The organism is Pseudomonas lijiangensis (assembly GCF_018968705.1).
GTDB lineage: Bacteria > Pseudomonadota > Gammaproteobacteria > Pseudomonadales > Pseudomonadaceae > Aquipseudomonas > Aquipseudomonas lijiangensis.
On sequence record NZ_CP076668.1, the window covers coordinates 3826359 to 3844380 of the forward strand.

An 18022-nucleotide genomic window follows, 5' to 3' on the forward strand; every position below is an offset into this window, starting at 1 on the left:
TGGATTATTCCCGATGCCGGGCATTAAGCTTTCGCAATACTCATTGCGAGAGCAACCATGAACACCACCCTCAGCCGCCGCGAGCGGCTGCACAACATCATTTTCCAGACCGACACACCCGCCGGGCGGAGTTTTGACAAGATTCTGCTGATTGTCATTCTGCTCAGCCTGCTGGTGACCATGGTCGACAGCATCGAGGAGATCCATCGCGATCACGCCACCCTGTTCGCCTATATCGAATGGGGCTTTACGCTGGTCTTCGCCATCGAATACATCCTGCGCCTCTACTGCTCACCAAGGCCGCTGAAGTACGCCTTCAGTTTCTATGGACTGGTGGACCTGCTGGCCATCGTACCGGGAGTGCTGGCGATCTATTACAGCGATGCCCAGTACCTGCTGATCGTGCGAATCATCCGCATGCTGCGCATCTTCCGGGTCCTCAAGCTCAGCCCTTATCTGAAGCAGGCCCACTATCTGGTGGAGGCCCTGCGCGGCAGCAGGCAAAAGATCATCGTGTTTCTGGTGAGTGTCTCGACCCTGGTCACGGTGTTCGGCACCCTGATGTACGTGATCGAAGGCCCGCAACATGGGTTCACCAGCATACCCAAGGGCATTTACTGGGCTATCGTGACCCTGACCACCGTGGGCTTTGGCGATATCGTGCCCAAGACGCCACTGGGGCAAATGGTGTCGTCCATTGTGATGATCATCGGTTACTCGATCATTGCCGTACCCACCGGTATATTCACCGCCGAACTGGCCAATGCCATGCGCGGCGAACAGCTCAGGCATGACTGCCCGGTGTGCGTGAAAAAGCACCATGAGCACGGCGCAGCCTTCTGCTCGCGGTGTGGCAATGCGCTGTTTCCCAAGGTAGAAGACCAGGCATAAGCAAATACGTTTTTAATCTTTAGAAGGCCCAGACTCTGCGGCTATAGTCGCGGCATTAGGCCATCAGCCCATAACAATGACTGTCAACTCAAGGAACGTGCAGTGAAAAAAATCTTCGCCGCCTCGCTACTGGCCGCAGGCCTGGCTTTCGCCAGCGCCGCTCAGGCCGCTCCGACTCTGCTCAACGTCTCCTACGACGTGATGCGTGACTTCTACAAGGACTACAACAGCGCCTTCCAGAAGCACTGGAAAGCCGAACACAAGGAAGACGTCACGGTACAGATGTCCTTCGGCGGGTCGAGCAAGCAGGCGCGTTCCGTGATCGATGGCCTGCCGGCTGACGTCATCACCATGAACATGGCCACCGACATCAACGCCCTGGCCGACAATGGCGAACTGGTTCCCAAGAACTGGGTGACCCGCCTGCCGAACAACAGCGCGCCCTTCACCTCGGCCACCGTTTTCATCGTGCGCAAAGGCAACCCCAAAGCCCTGAAAGACTGGCCGGACCTGATCAAGGATGGCGTCGAAGTCATCGTGCCTAACCCGAAAACCTCGGGCAATGGTCGCTACACCTACCTGTCGGCCTGGGGTTACACCCTCAAGAACGGCGGTGATGAAGCCGCCGCCCGCACCTTCGTCGGCCAGTTGTTCAAGCACGTACCGGTGCTCGACACCGGTGGTCGTGGCGCAACCACCACCTTCATGACCAACCAGATCGGCGACGTGCTGGTGACTTTCGAGAACGAAGCGGAAATGATCGCCCGCGAATTCGGTCGCGACCAGTTTGAAGTGGTCTACCCGAGCGTTTCCGCCGAAGCCGAGCCGCCGGTGAGCGTGGTCGACAAGGTCGTGGACAAGAAAGACTCCCGCGCACTGGCCGAAGGCTACCTGAAATACCTGTGGTCCCCTGAGGCCCAGGAAATCGCCGCCAACAACTACCTGCGCCCACGGGACGCGACAGTGCTGGCCAAGTACAAGGACCGCTTCCCGAAAGTCGACTTCCTGTCCGTGGAAAAAACCTTCGGTGACTGGCGCACCGTGCAGAAAACCCACTTTGTTGACGGTGGCGTGTTCGACCAGATTTACTCGGGCAAGTAAGTCGACCCGGGCCTCACCGGCGCTGTTGCGTCGGTGAGGCCTTTTTGTTTTTGCCGTAAGCGAAAAGCCGCCCTCGCCCGCCCCAAGCTCACGAAATGCCGAAAATACAGGACATTTCTTACAGGCTTATCCCTTTCCCATGAGTGAACTTTCCTAGAAAATCTTCCCCCCTTGCATGGGCGTTTTTGGCTCTCTAGGCTGTGTCGGTCACTGCACATCAGTGATCGGGTTTAGCAGCCTGGGGACATAAATCACCATGCAAAAGTACCGCTTATGGCGGCTTTGCGTGGGGCACCTTCGGGTGCGCCGGTTTTTGGTGATTTTTCCCCGGTCTGCTAACCCGCGACAAAGCCGCCACCCTCAATCGTTTAGCAGCGATTGTCCGGTGGCTTCCTCACGGAGAAATCATCATGAAAAAAGTAACGCCCGATCCACCCATCTTTTCACTCGAAGAATCCCTGCTGCATATCTCCGAGCTGCTGCGTTGCGCAGCCGCAACCGCTTACGAATCCGGCGACAGCCTCAACGGCCCGAAACGCGACCTGGCCTTTTCAGTCGTGCATCTGATCGGCATGGCCCGAAAGGAACTGGACCGCTCGCTGGAGCGGGTTGAGGTGCGCTGACCTGTACAGTGCTCCTACGTTCTGATACCGATCAACCAAGGCACACACAAAACCTGTGGGAGGCAGCTTGCTGGCGAAAAAACCTGAAAACCAACAGATATTCTGCGTCTGTACACTGAAGTCGCCAGCAAGCTGCCTCCCACAAAGTGATTTATGAACTTCTGATCGGCATTATTCTGTGGGATTCATCCGCGAGAGGCCGGTACATTCAAAGAAAATGCATCACCTCACAGCCCACTCAATTCCCGAACTGCTTCCCCAACCCCGCTGGCACCCCACTGGTATCCGTCGACTGCCATGGCCCGTTCGGGCTGGTGGACCAGCTCCAGCCGTTGTTCCATTGGTAGTAGGTGCGCTGGCGGTAGAAGGTGTTGGTCTGGTCTTCCATCACGTACACGCCCATGCGCGCATCCCAGTGGCTGTTGCCGCCCGGTGGCGGGGCGAAGCTGGCGGAGGTTTTCGGCGCGGGTGCCGGGGCCTTGGGCGGGGTTTTGGGGGTGGTCGGACGTGGGCTGCCCGGTTGCTGGCCGCCCGGCAAGGACTGGATGGGTTCCTGGCCATGGGGTTCGGGTGGCTGAACCGCACAAGCACTCAAACCAAGAGCCAGACCCAATAAGGTAATGCGTGCGGTGCGGTACATAAGCGACTCTCTATTTGTCAGGACTGTCGATAGTTAAGGCCTGCTGCGCCGTGATGCTACTGGCCAGTGGCTGGCTGCGGCCGATCCACTCACCCGTGGTTGGCTGCCCTGCACGGGACACCCGTGCAACCAGTTGGACTTGCGCAAAGTTCGACAGTTTCAGTTGCGGCATCATTGCGTCGGAATCACCCAGTTCGACCTGCGCAGGCAGGTCGGCCACGGTGATGCGTTTGACCGCCAGAGGTGCCGGTGGGCCATTCACGGCGCGGGCAAAGATGAACACGCTGTCACCCGGTTGGACACTGGCCTTGAGCGCAGGTGCCAGATCCACACGCACCTTGATGCGCGCAGCATCAGCCACGACGGGAACCGCTTTGATCCCGAGGTTTTCACGGGCGCGGGCAATGCCGCCTTCCAGTGCCGGACGGGACGGGTCCTGTGGGGGCAATACGCTCAGCAAACGCGTCCAGTAATCCACCGCGATCTGATAACGCTCGCTTTCATAGGCTGCGATACCCAGCAACCCGAGGCTGGTGGCTTCTCGCGGATCGGCCTTGAGGGCTTCGTCGGTAAGGGCCTGGACCTGAGGGGTAAATTGCTTGTTGCTGGCGAAATACAGCGCCTGAGCCCATTGCCCCAACAGTTCCGGCTGACGTCCGGCCAGGGCCACGGCGCGCTCGAGCATTTTCGCGGCATCGCCCGGACGCTCCTGGGCCATGTAGCTGCGGGCCAGGAAGTAGAACCCTTCGGCAGAGTCCGGCTGGGCTTCGACAGTGCGCTCCAGGCGGCGGGTCATGTCTGCCAGGGACGTCGGCGGCTGGGAGAACTCACGGGCCAGTTCGACCTTGTCGCTGGCCCCGTAATGCAGGTACAACCCCAGACCAAGAGCAGGCACCAGTACCGCCGCAAGCAAGGGCATGGCTTTGCCCAGACGCGTATTGCGCACAGGGCCCGTGTCTTCGGTATCGGCCAGCAATTCCCGAGCAGCCTCGGCACGACCGCTCTGCATCTGCGCGGCCGACAACACGCCCTCCTCCTGCTGGCCTTGCAACTCGGCCACGCGCTCCTGATACAGGGCGACGTTAAGGGCCGTGCGATCCTCTTCCGGTTGCACATGACGACCGCGCAGGACCGGGATCAACAAGAAACTCAGGGCCACCAGCAACAGCAGGCCGGCTGCCATCCAGAAATCGATCATTCTCGGTTTTTATCCAACAGGTGGGCGAGGCGCTGACGCTCCTCGTCGGAAAGAACATCGGCTTCTTCGCGTTGCTCACTGCGACGACGACCAACAATAACGCCAATCACGACCAGCCCCACAAGCAGCAACCCGGCCGGGCCGAACCAGAGCAGCCAGGTGCGTGAGCTCAGTTGCGGGTTGTAGCGCACGAATTCGCCGTAACGATTGACCATAAACTCGATGATCTGCTGATTGCTCTGGCCTTCACCGAGCATGCGGTAGATCTCCTTGCGCAGGTCGGCAGCAATCGGCGCGTTCGAGTCAGCGAGGTCCTGGTTCTGGCATTTGGGGCAACGCAGTTCCTTGGTCAGTTCGCTGTAGCGGGCACGCTCGGCTTCGTCGCGAAACTGATAGGCATCGATGGCTGCCTGGGCAAAACCGGCCAAGCCCAGGCTCAGTACAACAACAGTCAACCAGCGCTTCATGGTCTGGCCTCATCGACCAGCGCCTGATACAGCCCGGCCAGTTTTTCACGCCAGACCGTCTCGTCGATCACCCCGACGTATTTGTGGCGGATGATGCCCTTGCTGTCGATCAGGAAGGTTTCCGGCGCGCCATAGACGCCCAGGTTCACGCCCAGAGTGCCCGCTTCATCGCGGATATTGAGCTGATAGGGATTGTGGAAATCCTTGAGCCACTTGATGGCGTCGGCGTTCACATCCTTGTAGTTGATGCCGTAGATCACCACGCCTTGCTGCATCAGTTTGTTGAGCACCGGGTGCTCGACCCGGCAGGCGATGCACCAGGTTCCCCAGACGTTCACCAGTGCCGGTTTGCCCAGCAGGTCGGCGCGGGTCAGGACCTTGTCACTCTCGACCTGCGGCAGAGAGAACTCGGGGAACGGCTTGTCGATCAGCGCCGAGGGCAGTTCGGCAGGGTCCAGGTACAGACCGCGATAGAGAAACACTGCGACAACCAGAAAGATTGCCAGTGGCAGCACCATGATCCAACGCTTCATACCGCTGCTCCCGTCATGCCCAGCGCGTCACTCACTTTGTTTTTGACCTTGACCCGGTAGCGCCTGTCCATGGCCGCCAGAATGCCACCAAGACCGGTCAGCAGGCCGCCGAACCAGATCCAGCGCACGAACGGTTTGACGTGGACACGTACTGCCCAGGCGCCATTACCCAGGGGTTCCCCGAGGGCGACATACAGGTCGCGGGTCACACCGGCATCAATGCCGGCCTCGGTCATCATCGATTGCTGAACGGTGTAGAGGCGTTTTTCCGGATGCAGCACCGAGATCACTTTGCCGTCCTGCAAGACCCGCACGGTGCCGCGATCGGAGGTGAAGTTCGGCCCTTCGTAATGCCTGGCTCCCTCGAACACGAACTGATAGCCGCCCAGTTCGGTGGATTCGCCGGGTGCCAGACGCAGATCCCGCTCGGCACTGTTCTGGCTCGACAGCACGACACCCAGGGCGCAGACCGCAATTCCGATGTGAGCGAGCTGCATGCCCCAGTAACTGCGGGTCAGGCCGCGAGCGCCCTTGAGCAAGCCTTTGTGACGAGTCTTGTCCAGCAGGTCGCGAACGCCCGCCAGCAGCACCCAGGCCGCCAGCATGAACGTCGCCATCACCGCCCAGTGGAAATCACCCAGCACAAGACCGGCGATAACCGCCAGAATCGCACTGCCGATCAGCACCGGCGCCAGCATGCTTACCAGCCATTTGAGTGGCGTGTCTTTCCAGCGCACCAGCACGCCGACCGCCATCACCACCATCAGCAGCCCCATCAGTGGCACGAACAGCGCATTGAAGTACGGCGGGCCGACGGACATCTTGGCGCCGCTCACGGCATCGAGCACCAGCGGATAGAGCGTGCCGAGCAGAATCATGGAGGCCGCGACGACCAGCACCAGGTTATTGCCCAGCAGCAGCGTCTCTCGGGACCACAGGCCAAAGCCCACCTGGCTTTTCACCACCGGGGCACGAACAGCAAACAGCGTCAGCGAGCCGCCGACCACCACCAGCAGGAAGATCAGAATGAACACGCCACGCTCGGGATCGGAGGCGAAGGCATGCACGGAGGTCAGCACGCCTGAACGCACCAGGAAGGTCCCCAGCAGGCTCAGGGAAAACGCTGCAATGGCCAGCAATACCGTCCAGCTTTTGAATACGCCGCGCTTTTCGGTGACTGCCAGCGAGTGAATCAGCGCCGTGCCCACCAGCCAGGGCATGAAGGAGGCATTTTCTACCGGGTCCCAGAACCACCAGCCGCCCCAACCCAGTTCGTAATAGGCCCACCAGGAGCCCAGGGTGATGCCAATCCCCAGAAACGCCCAGGCGACGATGGTCCAGGGCCGCGACCAGCGTGCCCAGGCCGCATCCAGACGCCCGCCCAGCAAAGCGGCGATGGCAAAGGCGAAGGCCACCGAGAAACCGACATAGCCCATGTACAGCATCGGCGGATGCACGATCAGGCCGATGTCCTGCAACAACGGGTTGAGATCCCGGCCATTGGCCGGAACCTGGGGCAGGATGCGCGAGAACGGGTTGGAGGTCAGGATCAGGAACGACAGAAAGCCGACGCTGATCATGCCCATCACTGCCAGCACCCGGGCCAGCATGATCTGTGGCAATTGCCGGGAGAAGACCGATACGGCAAAGGTCCATCCGCTGAGGATCAAGGCCCAGAGCAGCAAGGAACCTTCATGGGCACCCCAGACAGCGCTGAACTTGTAGTACCAGGGCAAGGCGCTGTTGGAGTTCTGCGCAACGTAGGCCACTGAAAAATCGTCGACCATGAAGGCATACGTCAGGCAGCCGAACGCGAAGACCAGAAAGCTGAATTGCCCCCAGGCCGCGGGACGCGCCAGGCCCATCCACAGCCGGTCGCCTCGCCAGGCACCCAGCAGCGGCACGATAGCCTGCACGACTGACAGGCACAGCGCCAGAATCATGGCCAGATGGCCGAGTTCAGGAATCATGACTCAACCCTGCTTGGATGGTGTGGGAGATGGAGCCGGAGCGGACTGGCCGCTTTCCTGCAGCGCCTTGGTCACTTCGGGCGGCATGTACTTTTCGTCATGCTTGGCCAGCACTTCATCGGCGACCACGACGCCTTCGGCATTGAGTTTGCCCAGCGCGACAATGCCCTGCCCTTCACGGAACAGATCCGGCAGGATGCCACGGTAGGTGATGGTCACCGACTTGCTGAAATCGGTGACCACAAAGCGCACATCCAGCGAGTCGGCCGAACGTTGCAGCGAGCCCTTCGCTACCATTCCGCCTGCCCGGATGCGCGTGTCCAGCGGCGCTTCGCCGTTGGCGATCTGGGTCGGGGTGTAAAACAGGTTGATGTTTTCCTTCAGGGCGCTGAGCGCCAGGGCCAGGGCAATCCCGACCCCGGCCAGTATCGCGAGGATGATCAACAGACGCTTTTTGCGCAGCGGGTTCACTTCTTGCTCTCCCAGCGCAGACGACGCGCCTCTTGTTGCAGGTAACGCCGACGCGCCAGCAACGGCAGCGCCACGTTGAGAATCAGCACGAACAGGCAGATACCGTAAGCCGACCAGACGAACAGGCCATGACGGCCCATGGCCAGAAAATCAGCGAATGACTCGAAACTCACTGTGCGCCTCCGCTGTTTGAAGAGGTCGGACTCTGACCCAGGCTGTTGAGGATTTCGGCTTTCACCCAACTGGTCCGCGACTCGCGCTTGAGCACTTCAAGGCGCATGCGCACCAGCAGGACCGCCCCGAAGAAGCAGTAGAAACCCAGAGTGGTGAACAGCAACGGCAGCCACATTTCAGCAGGCATGGCCGGCTTTTCGGTGAGGGTGAAGGTCGCGCCCTGATGCAGGGTGTTCCACCATTCCACCGAGTATTTGATGATCGGGATGTTCACGACCCCGACGATGGCCAGCACCGCACAGGCCTTGGCGGCGCTGTCACGGTTGGTGATGGCGTTGCCCAGGGCAATCAGGCCGAAGTACAGGAACAGCAGAATCAGCATGGACGTCAGCCGCGCATCCCACACCCACCACGAGCCCCAGGTCGGCTTGCCCCAGATGGCGCCGGTGACCAGTGCCAGAGCAGTCATCCAGGCACCGATGGGCGCGGCGCTTTGCAGGGCGACGTCGGCCAGTTTCATCTTCCAGACCAGACCGACCACGCCACAGACCGCAAGCATCACGTAGCAGGACTGGGCCAGCATGGCAGAAGGCACATGAATGTAGATGATGCGAAAGCTGTTGCCCTGCTGATAGTCAGGCGGCGCAAAGGCCAGGCCCCAGACCGTGCCGGTGCCGATCAGCAGCACGGCGGCAATGCTCAGCCAGGGCAGCAGGCGCCCACTGATGCCGTAGAACCACTTCGGAGAACCAAGCTTGTGAAACCAGGCCCAACTGATGCTGTTTTTCATCACGCTGCTTTTCATCACGGTGCATTCCGGGTTTTTACTGATGGCCAGCCTTTGCCAGCCTCAGAACCTCAATTATTCGCCGACGCTGATCTTCAGGCCTGCGGCTATTGCAAAGGGTGTCAGGGTTACAGCCAAAGCGGTCAGGCTGCCAAGCCAGAGTAGATAACCGGTTGCCGGCATGCCTTGCAGGGCCGCTTGCAAGGCGCCACTGCCCAGGATCAGCACCGGGATATACAACGGCAGGATCAACAGCGCCAGCAGCAGGCCGCCACGCTTCAAACCGACGGTCAGCGCTGCACCGACGGCGCCCAGCAGGCTCAGCACCGGTGTCCCCAGCAACAGGGAAAACAGCAGGACCGGCAGGCATTGAGTGGGCAGACCGAGCATGAGTGCCAGCAACGGTGCCAACAATACCAGTGCCAGCCCGGAAAAAACCCAGTGTGCCAGTACTTTGGCCAGTACCAGAAGCGCCAGAGGGTGTGGCGAAAGGACCCACTGCTCCAGTGATCCGTCCTCGAAATCACTGCGGAACAGCCCGTCCAGCGAGAGCAGGACCGATAAAAGCGCCGCGACCCAGAGCAACCCTGGCGACAAGGTTTGCAACAATTGAGTCTGTGGGCCGACCGCCAGAGGGAACAATGCAATCACGATAGCGAAAAAGACCAATGGGTTGAGCAGCTCCGCCGGGCGACGCACAAGCAGTCGCGCCTCACGGGCCAGCAGCAGGGTAAATACATTGCTCATACCGACCACTGTCCCAGATCAATATCCCTGTAACCCGCAGGCATGCGGCTCAGTGTGTGGTGGGTGGTCATGACGATCATTCCGCCTTGTTCGCAGTGTTGGGCCAGATGGTTTTCCAGTTGCGCGACACCCTGCTTGTCCAGGGCGGTGAAAGGCTCATCGAGAATCCAGATCGGTGGCGCCGCCAGATACAGGCGCGCCAGTGCGACTCGGCGTTGCTGACCAGCGGACAGGGTATGGCACGGCACGTCCTCGAAACCCTGCAACCCCACGGCATCGAGCGCCTGCCAGATATCAGGCGCCTGCACCGGCTGATGCAGGGCACAGAGCCAGCTGAGGTTTTCTGCCGGTGTCAGCAGATCCTTGATCCCGGCAGCATGGCCGATCCACAGCAGGTTGCGGGCAAGCTCGGCACGCTGACCTTCAAGGGGCTGGCCATTGAGGCGGACTTCTCCGGTTGTGGGCTGCATCAGGCCGGACAACAACCTGAGGAGGCTGGTCTTGCCACTGCCATTGGGACCGCTGATCTGCACCATGTCGCCCGTTTCGAGGCGCAATTCAAGGTTCTCGAACAGCATGCGCCAGTCGCGTTCGCAGGACAGACTTGTCGCTTCCAGAAGAGGTGTCGCCAGGGTCATCGAGGGCTTCCAGCATGGCATTGGCACGTCGAGGGACAACGTACAGGACACGGACAGAGAAAGGGAGGGTTCAAGTCGGCATTGAAACAGCCGTTACATTGGTGCAACTTTATCTCCGGGCCATGCGTGGCCGACATTATACATGTGTGTCCTGATACCAAGAGGGCAACTTCCACAGGTCGAGATTCAATGACGGGTGATATCACCAGCGTTCCTGCCGCGGCACCGACTACCGCCCTGTTGAAGGCAACGGTGACTCAGGCGCAGGTCCTGACCTTGCTGCAAGCGGCAGAAAATCTGGTGCCCGAAGGCCAGACTGCCGAAGCCGAGGTGCTGACCCTCAAACAGGTCAACCAGCAATTCCAGTTACTGCTCAGGCTGGCACTGAGCAATGGTAGCCAGACCAACCTGCCGGTCAACAGCAGCCTCCCCTTCACGCCAGGCACCACCCTGCAAGTGGCTCAAGCATCGCCCAATGAACTGACGCTGACCTTGCAGCAGATCAACAATGCGTTGAAAAACTCGCAGACCAGCATCGATCTCAAACAATTACCGGTGGGCTCCCTGCTGCAAGGCAAGGTCATGACCAGCCAGGTCGTCAATCAACTGGCCGGAGCACAGAGCTATCGCTCGATCGTGATGCTGCTCAATACCGCTCAGGCCGGCACTATCCTGACCATCGAGAGCCCCAAGCCGCTGACTGTCGGCAGCCTGCTCAGCGCCCAGGTGCAGGGCAACCAGTCGTTGAACTTCGTGCCCCTGCCCGGCCGCCTCGATCAACTGGCGGTCGCGCAGCAACTGGCCACCCAGCAGAATCGCCAGGGCTCGCTGGAAAACCTGATTGCCGCCCTGCAGAACCTGCCGCGCTCCAACCCTTCGATTCCGGCGCCATTGCAGGCCAGCATCAACCAGATACTGGCCAGCATTCCCGATATCGAGCAGATGAGAACGCCGGGCAATGTCGCCCAGGCCCTCAATTCCAGCGGCATGTTCATGGAGGCCAAGCTGCTGGCGGGCCTGAGCCCGTCGCTGGCGCCGGACATGAAGGCCAACCTGATGCGCCTGATCGCGCAGGTGCTGTCTGAACTGCCGGGCAATGCTTCGTACAACGCAGCGGCTGCGTCCAATATGCTGACGCGGGTCATCCCCAGCACCATCCGCAATGCCCTGGGCACGCTGGGTCTGGTAGCGCCGCGCCCGCAACCCACCAGCTTCCCTCTCCCCTCCCGTGACGTCAGCGGCGGCGAGAAGGAAGAAGATCTGGAACTGCTGCTCAAACTGGCGGCTGCTGCGGTGTCGCGCCTGCAAAGCCATCAACTGGGCAGCCTGGAACAGACCCGGACCAATGCCGACGGCACGCAGGTCACCACCTGGCAGATGGAAGTACCGATGCGCAACGCACACGACATCGTGCCCTTGCAGGTCAAGATGCAGCGTGAAGAGGCGCCGGAACAGGAAACCGCCGAGGATCAGGATGGCAACGAAGTCAAAGGACCACGGGAAAAACTCTGGCGCATAGACCTGGCCTTCGATATGGAGCCACTGGGGCCTTTGCAGGTCAGTGCGCAGTTGATCAGCGGCACGCTGTCGAGCCATCTGTGGGCAGAGCGCCCCGGCAGTGCGGCCCTGATCGGCCAGGAGCTGGGTTATCTGCGGGAACGGTTGATCGCCTGCGGCCTGGCGGTGGGCGAACTGGCTTGCAGCCAGGGGGTTCCTCCACAAGGCCCGCGCACCACACTCGAACAACGCTGGATCGACGAGAACGCCTGATGAGCCTACCTGACCACATGCCGCGCCAGGCGATCGCCCTGACCTACGACGGCCAACAAGCCCCGACCCTGAGTGCCAAGGGCGACGATCAACTGGCGGAAGCGATTCTGGCGATTGCCCGGGAGCATGAAGTCCCGATCTACGAAAACGCCGAGCTGGTCAAATTGCTGGCGCGTCTGGAACTGGGTGACAGCATCCCCGAGCCGTTGTATCTGACCATCGCCGAAATCATCGCCTTTGCCTGGCATCTCAAGGGCAAGTTCCCGGCAGGCCAGGACCCGGATGCTCCGCCGATCGAGCGGGATATCACGCCACGGTAAACAGCGCCGCACTTCATACCGCCGTCGCGAGCAAGCTCCCTCCCACGAGTTTTGTGGGAGGGAGCTTGCTCGCGACGGGTCAAGAAGGTATTTGCGCGAGAATCAGGAAAGGCTATTGATCAGCCGTATTGCGATGCAATTTGCTCATCAATTGCGCTTCGGCCTGGGTCAGGCCGCAGGATTGAGTCAGCTCATCGACACTTGCACCCATGCCGACCAGGCGTGCTGCCTGGGCGAAGGACAGCGTGGAGGGATCGCGCTGTTCGAGTGCCGTGAGCTTGTCAGGCAGCGGTGCAACCATCGCACGCAACTCATGCAGGTCCTCCCCCATGCGCACCGTGCCGTTCTGGAAGGTGTCCACACGCTTGGCCAACTCCCGGATCCGCTGGTCCCGCAAGGCACTGGCCTCATCACGCTCAGCGTCAAGAACCCGCTGACGTTTGGTATGAGCCAGGAACATTCCCAGGGTCACGACCCAGAGAATGCCCAGGAAGACAACTGCCGCCTCAAGAATCAATCAGATGTTCTCCAGCTCGGACCACTCTTCTTCGGACATCATCTTGTCCAGCTCGACCAGAATCAGCAGCTCGCCGTTCTTGTTGCAGACGCCCTGGATGAACTTGGCGGTTTCGTCGTTGCCCACGTTCGGCGCGGTTTCGACTTCGGACTGACGCAGGTAAACCACTTCCGCCACGCTGTCGACCAGAATACCGACGACCTGCTTGTCAGCTTCGATGATCACGATACGGGTGTTGTCGCTGACTTCCACCGGAGCCAGGCCGAAGCGCTGACGGGTGTCGATCACGGTCACGACGTTACCGCGCAGGTTGATGATGCCCAGCACATAGCTTGGCGCACCCGGCACAGGAGCGATTTCGGTGTAACGCAGCACTTCCTGGACCTGCATCACGTTGATGCCGTACGACTCATTGTCCAGGCGGAAAGTCACCCACTGCAGGATAGGATCTTCGGAACCTTGTGCAGACGTCTTATTCATACCGCTAACCCCTCACGTGTGTACTCTGCGGGCAACGCCTCTGGCGCCAACCCATGATTATCTCGATTTGTTCAACTGCTTGACCGCGCCACTGGCTATCAACTCGGCCAACTCTGCAACATCCACCAACGCGCACATATGCTCGATCACTGTTCCCGCCAGCCATGGACGCTGACCGCGATGGCCCCGCCATTTGATCTCGGCAGGATCGAGGCGCAGTGAACGGCTGACCTGATGCACGGCCAGCCCCCACTCGTAGCCTTGAACCGAGATCACGTACTGCAATCCCTGGCGAAAATCGTCGCGGTAGCGATCAGGCATGATCCAGCGCGCTGTATCCAATACTTTCAGGTTGCCTGCCTGGCTGGGCAGGATCCCGAGAAACCAGTCCGGTTGCCCGAACAGGGGTGTCAACTCCTGGCCTGCCAGAGGGTAGATCGACCCCAGGCATATCAGCGGTACGGCCAGCGTCAAACCCGCCACATCAAACAACAGACACTCGAAAGGCTCGTCGGCCCAGGCCGGACGCCCTTCCCGGTTCGGCGGTGGAGTCGGCGTGCGTTGTTCACCCGTGGTGCTCAACTGAACGACAGGCTCGACCACTTCCACTTTCGGCACTGCAACTTCAGCAACGACCACCGGCGCCGGCACCTCTACAGGTACCTCGACAGGCGTCACCACCGGAACAACAACCGGCGCCGCCACTGCAACGGGTACAGCCACCGGAGCGGGTGCCGCAACGGCCACTGCAACGGGTTTGACCTGCTGCCTGCGCGCATCGAGAGCCTGCTCTTCGAGCACTGCAGCCTGGAACTCGTCGATGGTATCCGACGGTTCTTCAAGTTCTTCAGTGGCATCCTGAAGCAAGGAGTCCAGATACGACTGCAATGCCAGTTTTGGCCGTGTAGCAACTTCTAAAGGGCGGTTCATACCGGGGCCCAACGAAAAATGGAGCGAGTGCCACCTGATAAGCTTATCGGCCGCATGGAGGCCTGACTTGAGCGGGCTGCACAGAAAGAATAAGGACGCACGTCAAGCCACCTGAACCGTAAGCTGCTCGGAGAGCATATGTTTGAGCAGTGCCCGGTAAGCCATGACCCCGCGGCTCTTGCCATCGTTCTGGGATGGCGTGATACCGGCACGGCTGGCATCGCGCAGACGGGTATCAACAGGCACGTAGGCTTTCCAGACGTGATCGGGAAAACTGTCACGCAGCAGCTTGAGCGTGCCCATGGAAGCCTGGGTCCGACGGTCAAACAGGGTCGGCACGATGGTGTACGGCAACGGTGTCTTGCGAGAGCGGTTGATCATCGCCAGGGTATTGACCATGCGCTCCAGGCCTTTGACGGCCAGGAACTCGGTCTGTACCGGAATCGCCAGTTGCTGACTCGCAGCCAGGGCGTTGACCATCAGGACACCCAGCAAGGGCGGACTGTCGATCAGGGCATAGTCAAAATCCTGCCACAACTGCGCAAGGCTCTTGGCGATGACCAGCCCCAGACCGCTCTGCCCCGGCGACTGGCGCTCAAGGGTGGCCAGGGCCGTGCTCGAAGGCAGCAGGGAAATACGTTCATCGCTGGTCGGCAGCAGCAACTGGCCGGGCAACCCGTCAGGGACCGAGCCTTTGTGCAGGAACAGATCGAAAACGCTATGTTCCAGCTCATCGGGGTTATGCCCGAAGTAGCTGGTCATGGAGCCGTGGGGGTCCAGATCGACCACGACCACGCGCTTGCCCGCGTCAGCCAGTAATCCGGCCAGGGCAATGGTCGTAGTGGTCTTGCCGACTCCACCTTTCTGATTGGCTACTGCCCAGACTCTCATTGATGTTTTTCCTTCCGCACAACGACGACCATATCGATAACGACTGCTAGAGGGCGGGTGACGGAGAATTGACGGCGTTCGCTCGTACCGGCGGCTTTGCTGGCACAGGTGCAGTTTGTGTGCCAGCACGCCTCAAAGCGGCATCAGGTTGTGCATTGGCCGTGCCGGTGCTGGTCAGACTACGCCGAACATCGAGGTTACGCGAGATGACCAGCACCACGCGACGGTTCTTTGCACGCCCCGCCGTCGTGGTATTGGTTGCAATCGGCTGGAACTCGCCATAGCCCACCGAAGCCAGTCGGGCAGGATTGACACCATCCATGGCCAGCATGCGCACGATACTCGCGGACCGGGCCGACGACAGCTCCCAGTTGGTGGGGTATTGAGCGGTACTGATCGGCTGATCGTCGGTGAAACCTTCCACGTGGATCGGGTTGTCGAAGCGTTTGACGATCCCGGCCACCTTTTCAATGATGGTGAACGCCTTGTCGCTGGGCATGGCATCGCCACTGCCGAACAACAGGCTGGAGTTGAGTTCGATCTCGATCCACAGTTCGTTGCCGCGCACGGTCATCTGGTCGGACTTGATCAGATCACCAAAAGCATCGCGCACATTGTCGGCGATGGTCTGCAGCGGATCGTCAGACTTCTGGCCAATACCGGCATCGGTCTGCTCGCTTTCCTTGAGCAACGGCTGGGCAGGCGTGACGCTCACCGGGCGCTGCTCGCCGATGGGAATGGGCTTCATGGTGCGCTCGGCGTCGTTGAATACGCCGACCAGCGCCTGGGACAGAATCTTGTACTTGCCTTCGTTGATGGACGAAATCGAGTACATCACCACGAAAAAGGCAAACAGCAGCGTAATGAAGTCGGCATAGGAAACCAGCCAGCGTTCATGATTCTCATGCTCTTCGGGTGGACGACGGCGAGCCATGCGGCATTACTCCATGAAGCCTTGCAGCTTGAGTTCGATGGAGCGCGGGTTTTCACCCTCGGCAATGGAAAGCAGGCCTTCGAGCAGCATTTCCCGATAACGGGCCTGACGATGAGCAATGGCCTTGAGCTTGTTGGCCACCGGCAAGAGAATCAGGTTGGCCATGGCAACACCGTAAATGGTCGCCACGAAGGCCACCGCGATACCGCTGCCCAGCTGGCTTGGGTCGGCCAGGTTGCCCATCACATGGATCAGGCCCATGACCGCACCGATGATCCCCACGGTCGGCGCATAGCCGCCCATGCTTTCAAATACCTTGGCCGCCTGGATGTCGCGGGTTTCCTGGGTGATGAGATCCACTTCCAGAATACTGCGAATCGCCTCGGGCTCGGCACCGTCCACCAGCAACTGCAAGCCCTTGCGGGAATAGTTGTCGGGTTCGGTGTCGGCAACCGTTTCCAGCCCCAGCAGACCTTCCTTTCGAGCGGTGAGGCTCCAGGCAATAACCCGGTCGATACCACCCGCCAGATCGATGCGCGGCGGGAACAGGATCCAGCCGACGATTTGCATCGCACGCTTGAAAGCGCCCATCGATGACTGCAACAGCGAAGCACCCAGCGTACCGCCCACCACGATCAAGGCGGCCGGGCCGTTGACCAGCGCACTCAGGTGCCCGCCTTCCAGGAAGTTGCCACCAATGATGGCAACGAATGCCAGGATAAGACCGATAAGGCTCAGTACATCCATCAGAGACAGGCCTCGACCAGATGCCGACCGATATCGTCAAGGCTGTAAATCGCATCCGCCAGATCGGCTTTGACAATGGCCATCGGCATGCCGTAGATCACACAGCTCGCCTCGTCCTGCGCCCAGACGCTACTGCCACCCTGCTTGAGCAGGCGCGCACCTTCACGGCCGTCGGCGCCCATGCCGGTCAACACCACAGCCAGCACCTTGTCGCCATAGGACTTGGAGGCCGAACCGAAGGTGATGTCCACACAGGGTTTGTAATTGAGGCGTTCGTCACCCGGCAGGATTTTCACCGCGCCGCGACCATCCACCATCATCTGCTTGCCGCCCGGTGCCAGCAACGCCAGACCAGGACGCAGGATGTCGCCATCCTCCGCTTCCTTGACGCTGATCTTGCACAGCTTGTCCAGACGCTCGGCAAAGGCCTTGGTGAACGCTGCGGGCATGTGCTGGATCAGGACCAGAGGTGCCGGGAAATTGGCAGGCAACTGAGTCAGCACACGCTGCAAGGCAACCGGACCGCCCGTGGACGTGCCGATGGCCACCAGCTTGTAGGCCTTGCGCTTGGGTGCGCCTGAATGAGCCTGAGGGGCCGGTGCATGATGAGCTGGCGCATGAGCGGCTGGCGCGGGTGCCGTGCGAGAAGGCACGGTACGGGCTGGCGGCACAGGTGCGCGAGCTGGCGCGGCGGTCGGGGCAGGTGCTGGCGCAGCAGATGCCGGGGCCGGCGAACTCACGCCACTGAAACGACGATTGCTGCGCGCGATGCTGTTGATCTTCTCGCACAGCAGTTGCTTGACCTTCGTCGGGTTACGCGAAATGTCTTCGAAATTCTTGGGCAGGAAGTCCACTGCACCGGCGTCCAGGGCATCCAGCGTAACGCGGGCACCTTCATGGGTCAGTGAAGAGAACATCAGGACCGGAGTCGGGATGCGCTGCATGATGTGTCGAACCGACGTAATGCCATCCATCATCGGCATTTCGTAGTCCATGGTGATCACATCGGGCTTGAGCGCCAGAGCCTGTTCGATTGCTTCCTTGCCATTTGTCGCCGTACCGACGACCTGGATGTTGGGGTCCGAAGAAAGAATTTCCGATACGCGGCGGCGGAAGAAACCGGAATCATCCACCACCAGGACCTTGACTGCCATAAACACTCCAATAGGCGCAGCAGGCAGCTTGCGCTGCCC

At 60.4% G+C, this 18022-nt stretch carries 22 protein-coding genes; 5 read left to right on the forward strand and 17 right to left on the reverse strand.

The window, feature by feature from the left end; genetic code table 11:
* Nucleotides 1-57: 57 nt before the first annotated feature.
* From KQP88_RS15690 to KQP88_RS15700, 3 genes are all read left to right on the forward strand, one after another.
* Nucleotides 58-891 carry an ion transporter gene (locus KQP88_RS15690; RefSeq protein WP_216703560.1) on the forward strand — a complete coding sequence of 278 codons (834 nt, stop codon included), beginning with the start codon at nt 58-60 and terminating at the stop codon, nt 889-891.
* A gap of 102 nt (nt 892-993) precedes the next feature.
* A complete protein-coding gene (locus KQP88_RS15695) occupies nt 994-1992 on the forward strand; it encodes a sulfate ABC transporter substrate-binding protein (RefSeq protein ID WP_200993326.1) in 999 nt (332 codons plus the stop codon).
* A gap of 410 nt (nt 1993-2402) precedes the next feature.
* Complete coding sequence (locus KQP88_RS15700) at nt 2403-2615, forward strand: DUF6124 family protein (RefSeq protein WP_200993327.1); 213 nt, start codon at nt 2403-2405, stop codon at nt 2613-2615.
* A 238-nt stretch (nt 2616-2853) separates the two neighbouring features.
* On the opposite strand, the gene KQP88_RS15705 is transcribed toward KQP88_RS15700, so the two are convergent.
* The 10 genes from KQP88_RS15705 to ccmA form a co-directional block, all read right to left on the reverse strand.
* On the reverse strand, nt 2854-3255 hold the full coding sequence (locus tag KQP88_RS15705; protein WP_216703561.1) for a hypothetical protein: 402 nt from the start codon (nt 3253-3255) through the stop codon (nt 2854-2856).
* A 10-nt stretch (nt 3256-3265) separates the two neighbouring features.
* Nucleotides 3266-4453: a c-type cytochrome biogenesis protein CcmI gene (ccmI, locus tag KQP88_RS15710; RefSeq protein ID WP_216703562.1), complete on the reverse strand. Its 1188-nt coding sequence runs from the start codon at nt 4451-4453 to the stop codon at nt 3266-3268.
* The gene (locus KQP88_RS15715) at nt 4450-4920 is read right to left on the reverse strand and encodes a cytochrome c-type biogenesis protein (RefSeq protein ID WP_216703563.1); all 471 of its coding nucleotides are present in this window, start codon (nt 4918-4920) and stop codon (nt 4450-4452) included. Before KQP88_RS15715 ends, ccmI begins: the two co-directional genes overlap by 4 nt.
* Entirely contained in the window at nt 4917-5453 is a 537-nt protein-coding gene (locus tag KQP88_RS15720) for a DsbE family thiol:disulfide interchange protein (RefSeq protein WP_200993331.1), read from the reverse strand. The genes KQP88_RS15715 and KQP88_RS15720 overlap by 4 nt, the downstream gene beginning before the upstream one ends.
* Nucleotides 5450-7423: a heme lyase CcmF/NrfE family subunit gene (locus KQP88_RS15725; RefSeq protein ID WP_216703564.1), complete on the reverse strand. Its 1974-nt coding sequence runs from the start codon at nt 7421-7423 to the stop codon at nt 5450-5452. Before KQP88_RS15725 ends, KQP88_RS15720 begins: the two co-directional genes overlap by 4 nt.
* A gap of 3 nt (nt 7424-7426) precedes the next feature.
* Entirely contained in the window at nt 7427-7894 is a 468-nt protein-coding gene (gene ccmE, locus KQP88_RS15730) for a cytochrome c maturation protein CcmE (protein ID WP_117166691.1), read from the reverse strand.
* The gene (ccmD, locus tag KQP88_RS15735; RefSeq protein WP_025260860.1) at nt 7891-8067 is read right to left on the reverse strand and encodes a heme exporter protein CcmD; all 177 of its coding nucleotides are present in this window, start codon (nt 8065-8067) and stop codon (nt 7891-7893) included. The genes ccmE and ccmD overlap by 4 nt, the downstream gene beginning before the upstream one ends.
* Nucleotides 8064-8858 (reverse strand): heme ABC transporter permease, encoded by a 795-nt coding sequence (locus tag KQP88_RS15740; RefSeq protein WP_200993389.1) that lies wholly within the window; start codon nt 8856-8858, stop codon nt 8064-8066. The genes ccmD and KQP88_RS15740 overlap by 4 nt, the downstream gene beginning before the upstream one ends.
* Before the next feature lie 72 nt (nt 8859-8930).
* A complete protein-coding gene (gene ccmB, locus KQP88_RS15745; protein WP_025260862.1) occupies nt 8931-9602 on the reverse strand; it encodes a heme exporter protein CcmB in 672 nt (223 codons plus the stop codon).
* Nucleotides 9599-10240 carry a cytochrome c biogenesis heme-transporting ATPase CcmA gene (ccmA, locus tag KQP88_RS15750; protein WP_198728515.1) on the reverse strand — a complete coding sequence of 214 codons (642 nt, stop codon included), beginning with the start codon at nt 10238-10240 and terminating at the stop codon, nt 9599-9601. Before ccmA ends, ccmB begins: the two co-directional genes overlap by 4 nt.
* Nucleotides 10241-10429: 189 nt before the next feature.
* Here ccmA and fliK point away from each other — a divergent pair, with 189 nt between their 5' ends.
* Both fliK and KQP88_RS15760 read left to right on the forward strand, forming a co-directional pair.
* A complete protein-coding gene (fliK, locus tag KQP88_RS15755; protein ID WP_216703565.1) occupies nt 10430-12010 on the forward strand; it encodes a flagellar hook-length control protein FliK in 1581 nt (526 codons plus the stop codon).
* A complete protein-coding gene (locus tag KQP88_RS15760) occupies nt 12010-12330 on the forward strand; it encodes an EscU/YscU/HrcU family type III secretion system export apparatus switch protein (protein ID WP_200993336.1) in 321 nt (106 codons plus the stop codon). Before fliK ends, KQP88_RS15760 begins: the two co-directional genes overlap by 1 nt.
* Before the next feature lie 112 nt (nt 12331-12442).
* Here KQP88_RS15760 and KQP88_RS15765 read toward each other — a convergent pair whose 3' ends face one another.
* The 7 genes from KQP88_RS15765 to KQP88_RS15795 all read right to left on the reverse strand — a co-directional run bounded on the left by KQP88_RS15765 (nt 12443) and on the right by KQP88_RS15795 (nt 17983).
* On the reverse strand, nt 12443-12847 hold the full coding sequence (locus tag KQP88_RS15765) for a DUF2802 domain-containing protein (protein ID WP_025260866.1): 405 nt from the start codon (nt 12845-12847) through the stop codon (nt 12443-12445).
* A complete protein-coding gene (locus KQP88_RS15770; RefSeq protein WP_025260867.1) occupies nt 12848-13327 on the reverse strand; it encodes a chemotaxis protein CheW in 480 nt (159 codons plus the stop codon).
* A 57-nt stretch (nt 13328-13384) separates the two neighbouring features.
* Nucleotides 13385-14257, reverse strand: a complete 873-nt coding sequence (locus tag KQP88_RS15775; RefSeq protein ID WP_216703566.1) for a CheW domain-containing protein — start codon at nt 14255-14257, stop codon at nt 13385-13387.
* 102 nt (nt 14258-14359) lie between these two features.
* Entirely contained in the window at nt 14360-15148 is a 789-nt protein-coding gene (locus tag KQP88_RS15780; RefSeq protein ID WP_216703567.1) for a ParA family protein, read from the reverse strand.
* A 46-nt stretch (nt 15149-15194) separates the two neighbouring features.
* Nucleotides 15195-16082 carry a flagellar motor protein MotD gene (gene motD / locus KQP88_RS15785; RefSeq protein ID WP_025260870.1) on the reverse strand — a complete coding sequence of 296 codons (888 nt, stop codon included), beginning with the start codon at nt 16080-16082 and terminating at the stop codon, nt 15195-15197.
* 6 nt (nt 16083-16088) lie between these two features.
* The gene (locus KQP88_RS15790; RefSeq protein WP_117166701.1) at nt 16089-16829 is read right to left on the reverse strand and encodes a flagellar motor protein; all 741 of its coding nucleotides are present in this window, start codon (nt 16827-16829) and stop codon (nt 16089-16091) included.
* Nucleotides 16829-17983, reverse strand: a complete 1155-nt coding sequence (locus tag KQP88_RS15795; protein ID WP_200993337.1) for a protein-glutamate methylesterase/protein-glutamine glutaminase — start codon at nt 17981-17983, stop codon at nt 16829-16831. The genes KQP88_RS15790 and KQP88_RS15795 overlap by 1 nt, the downstream gene beginning before the upstream one ends.
* Nucleotides 17984-18022: the final 39 nt, after the last annotated feature.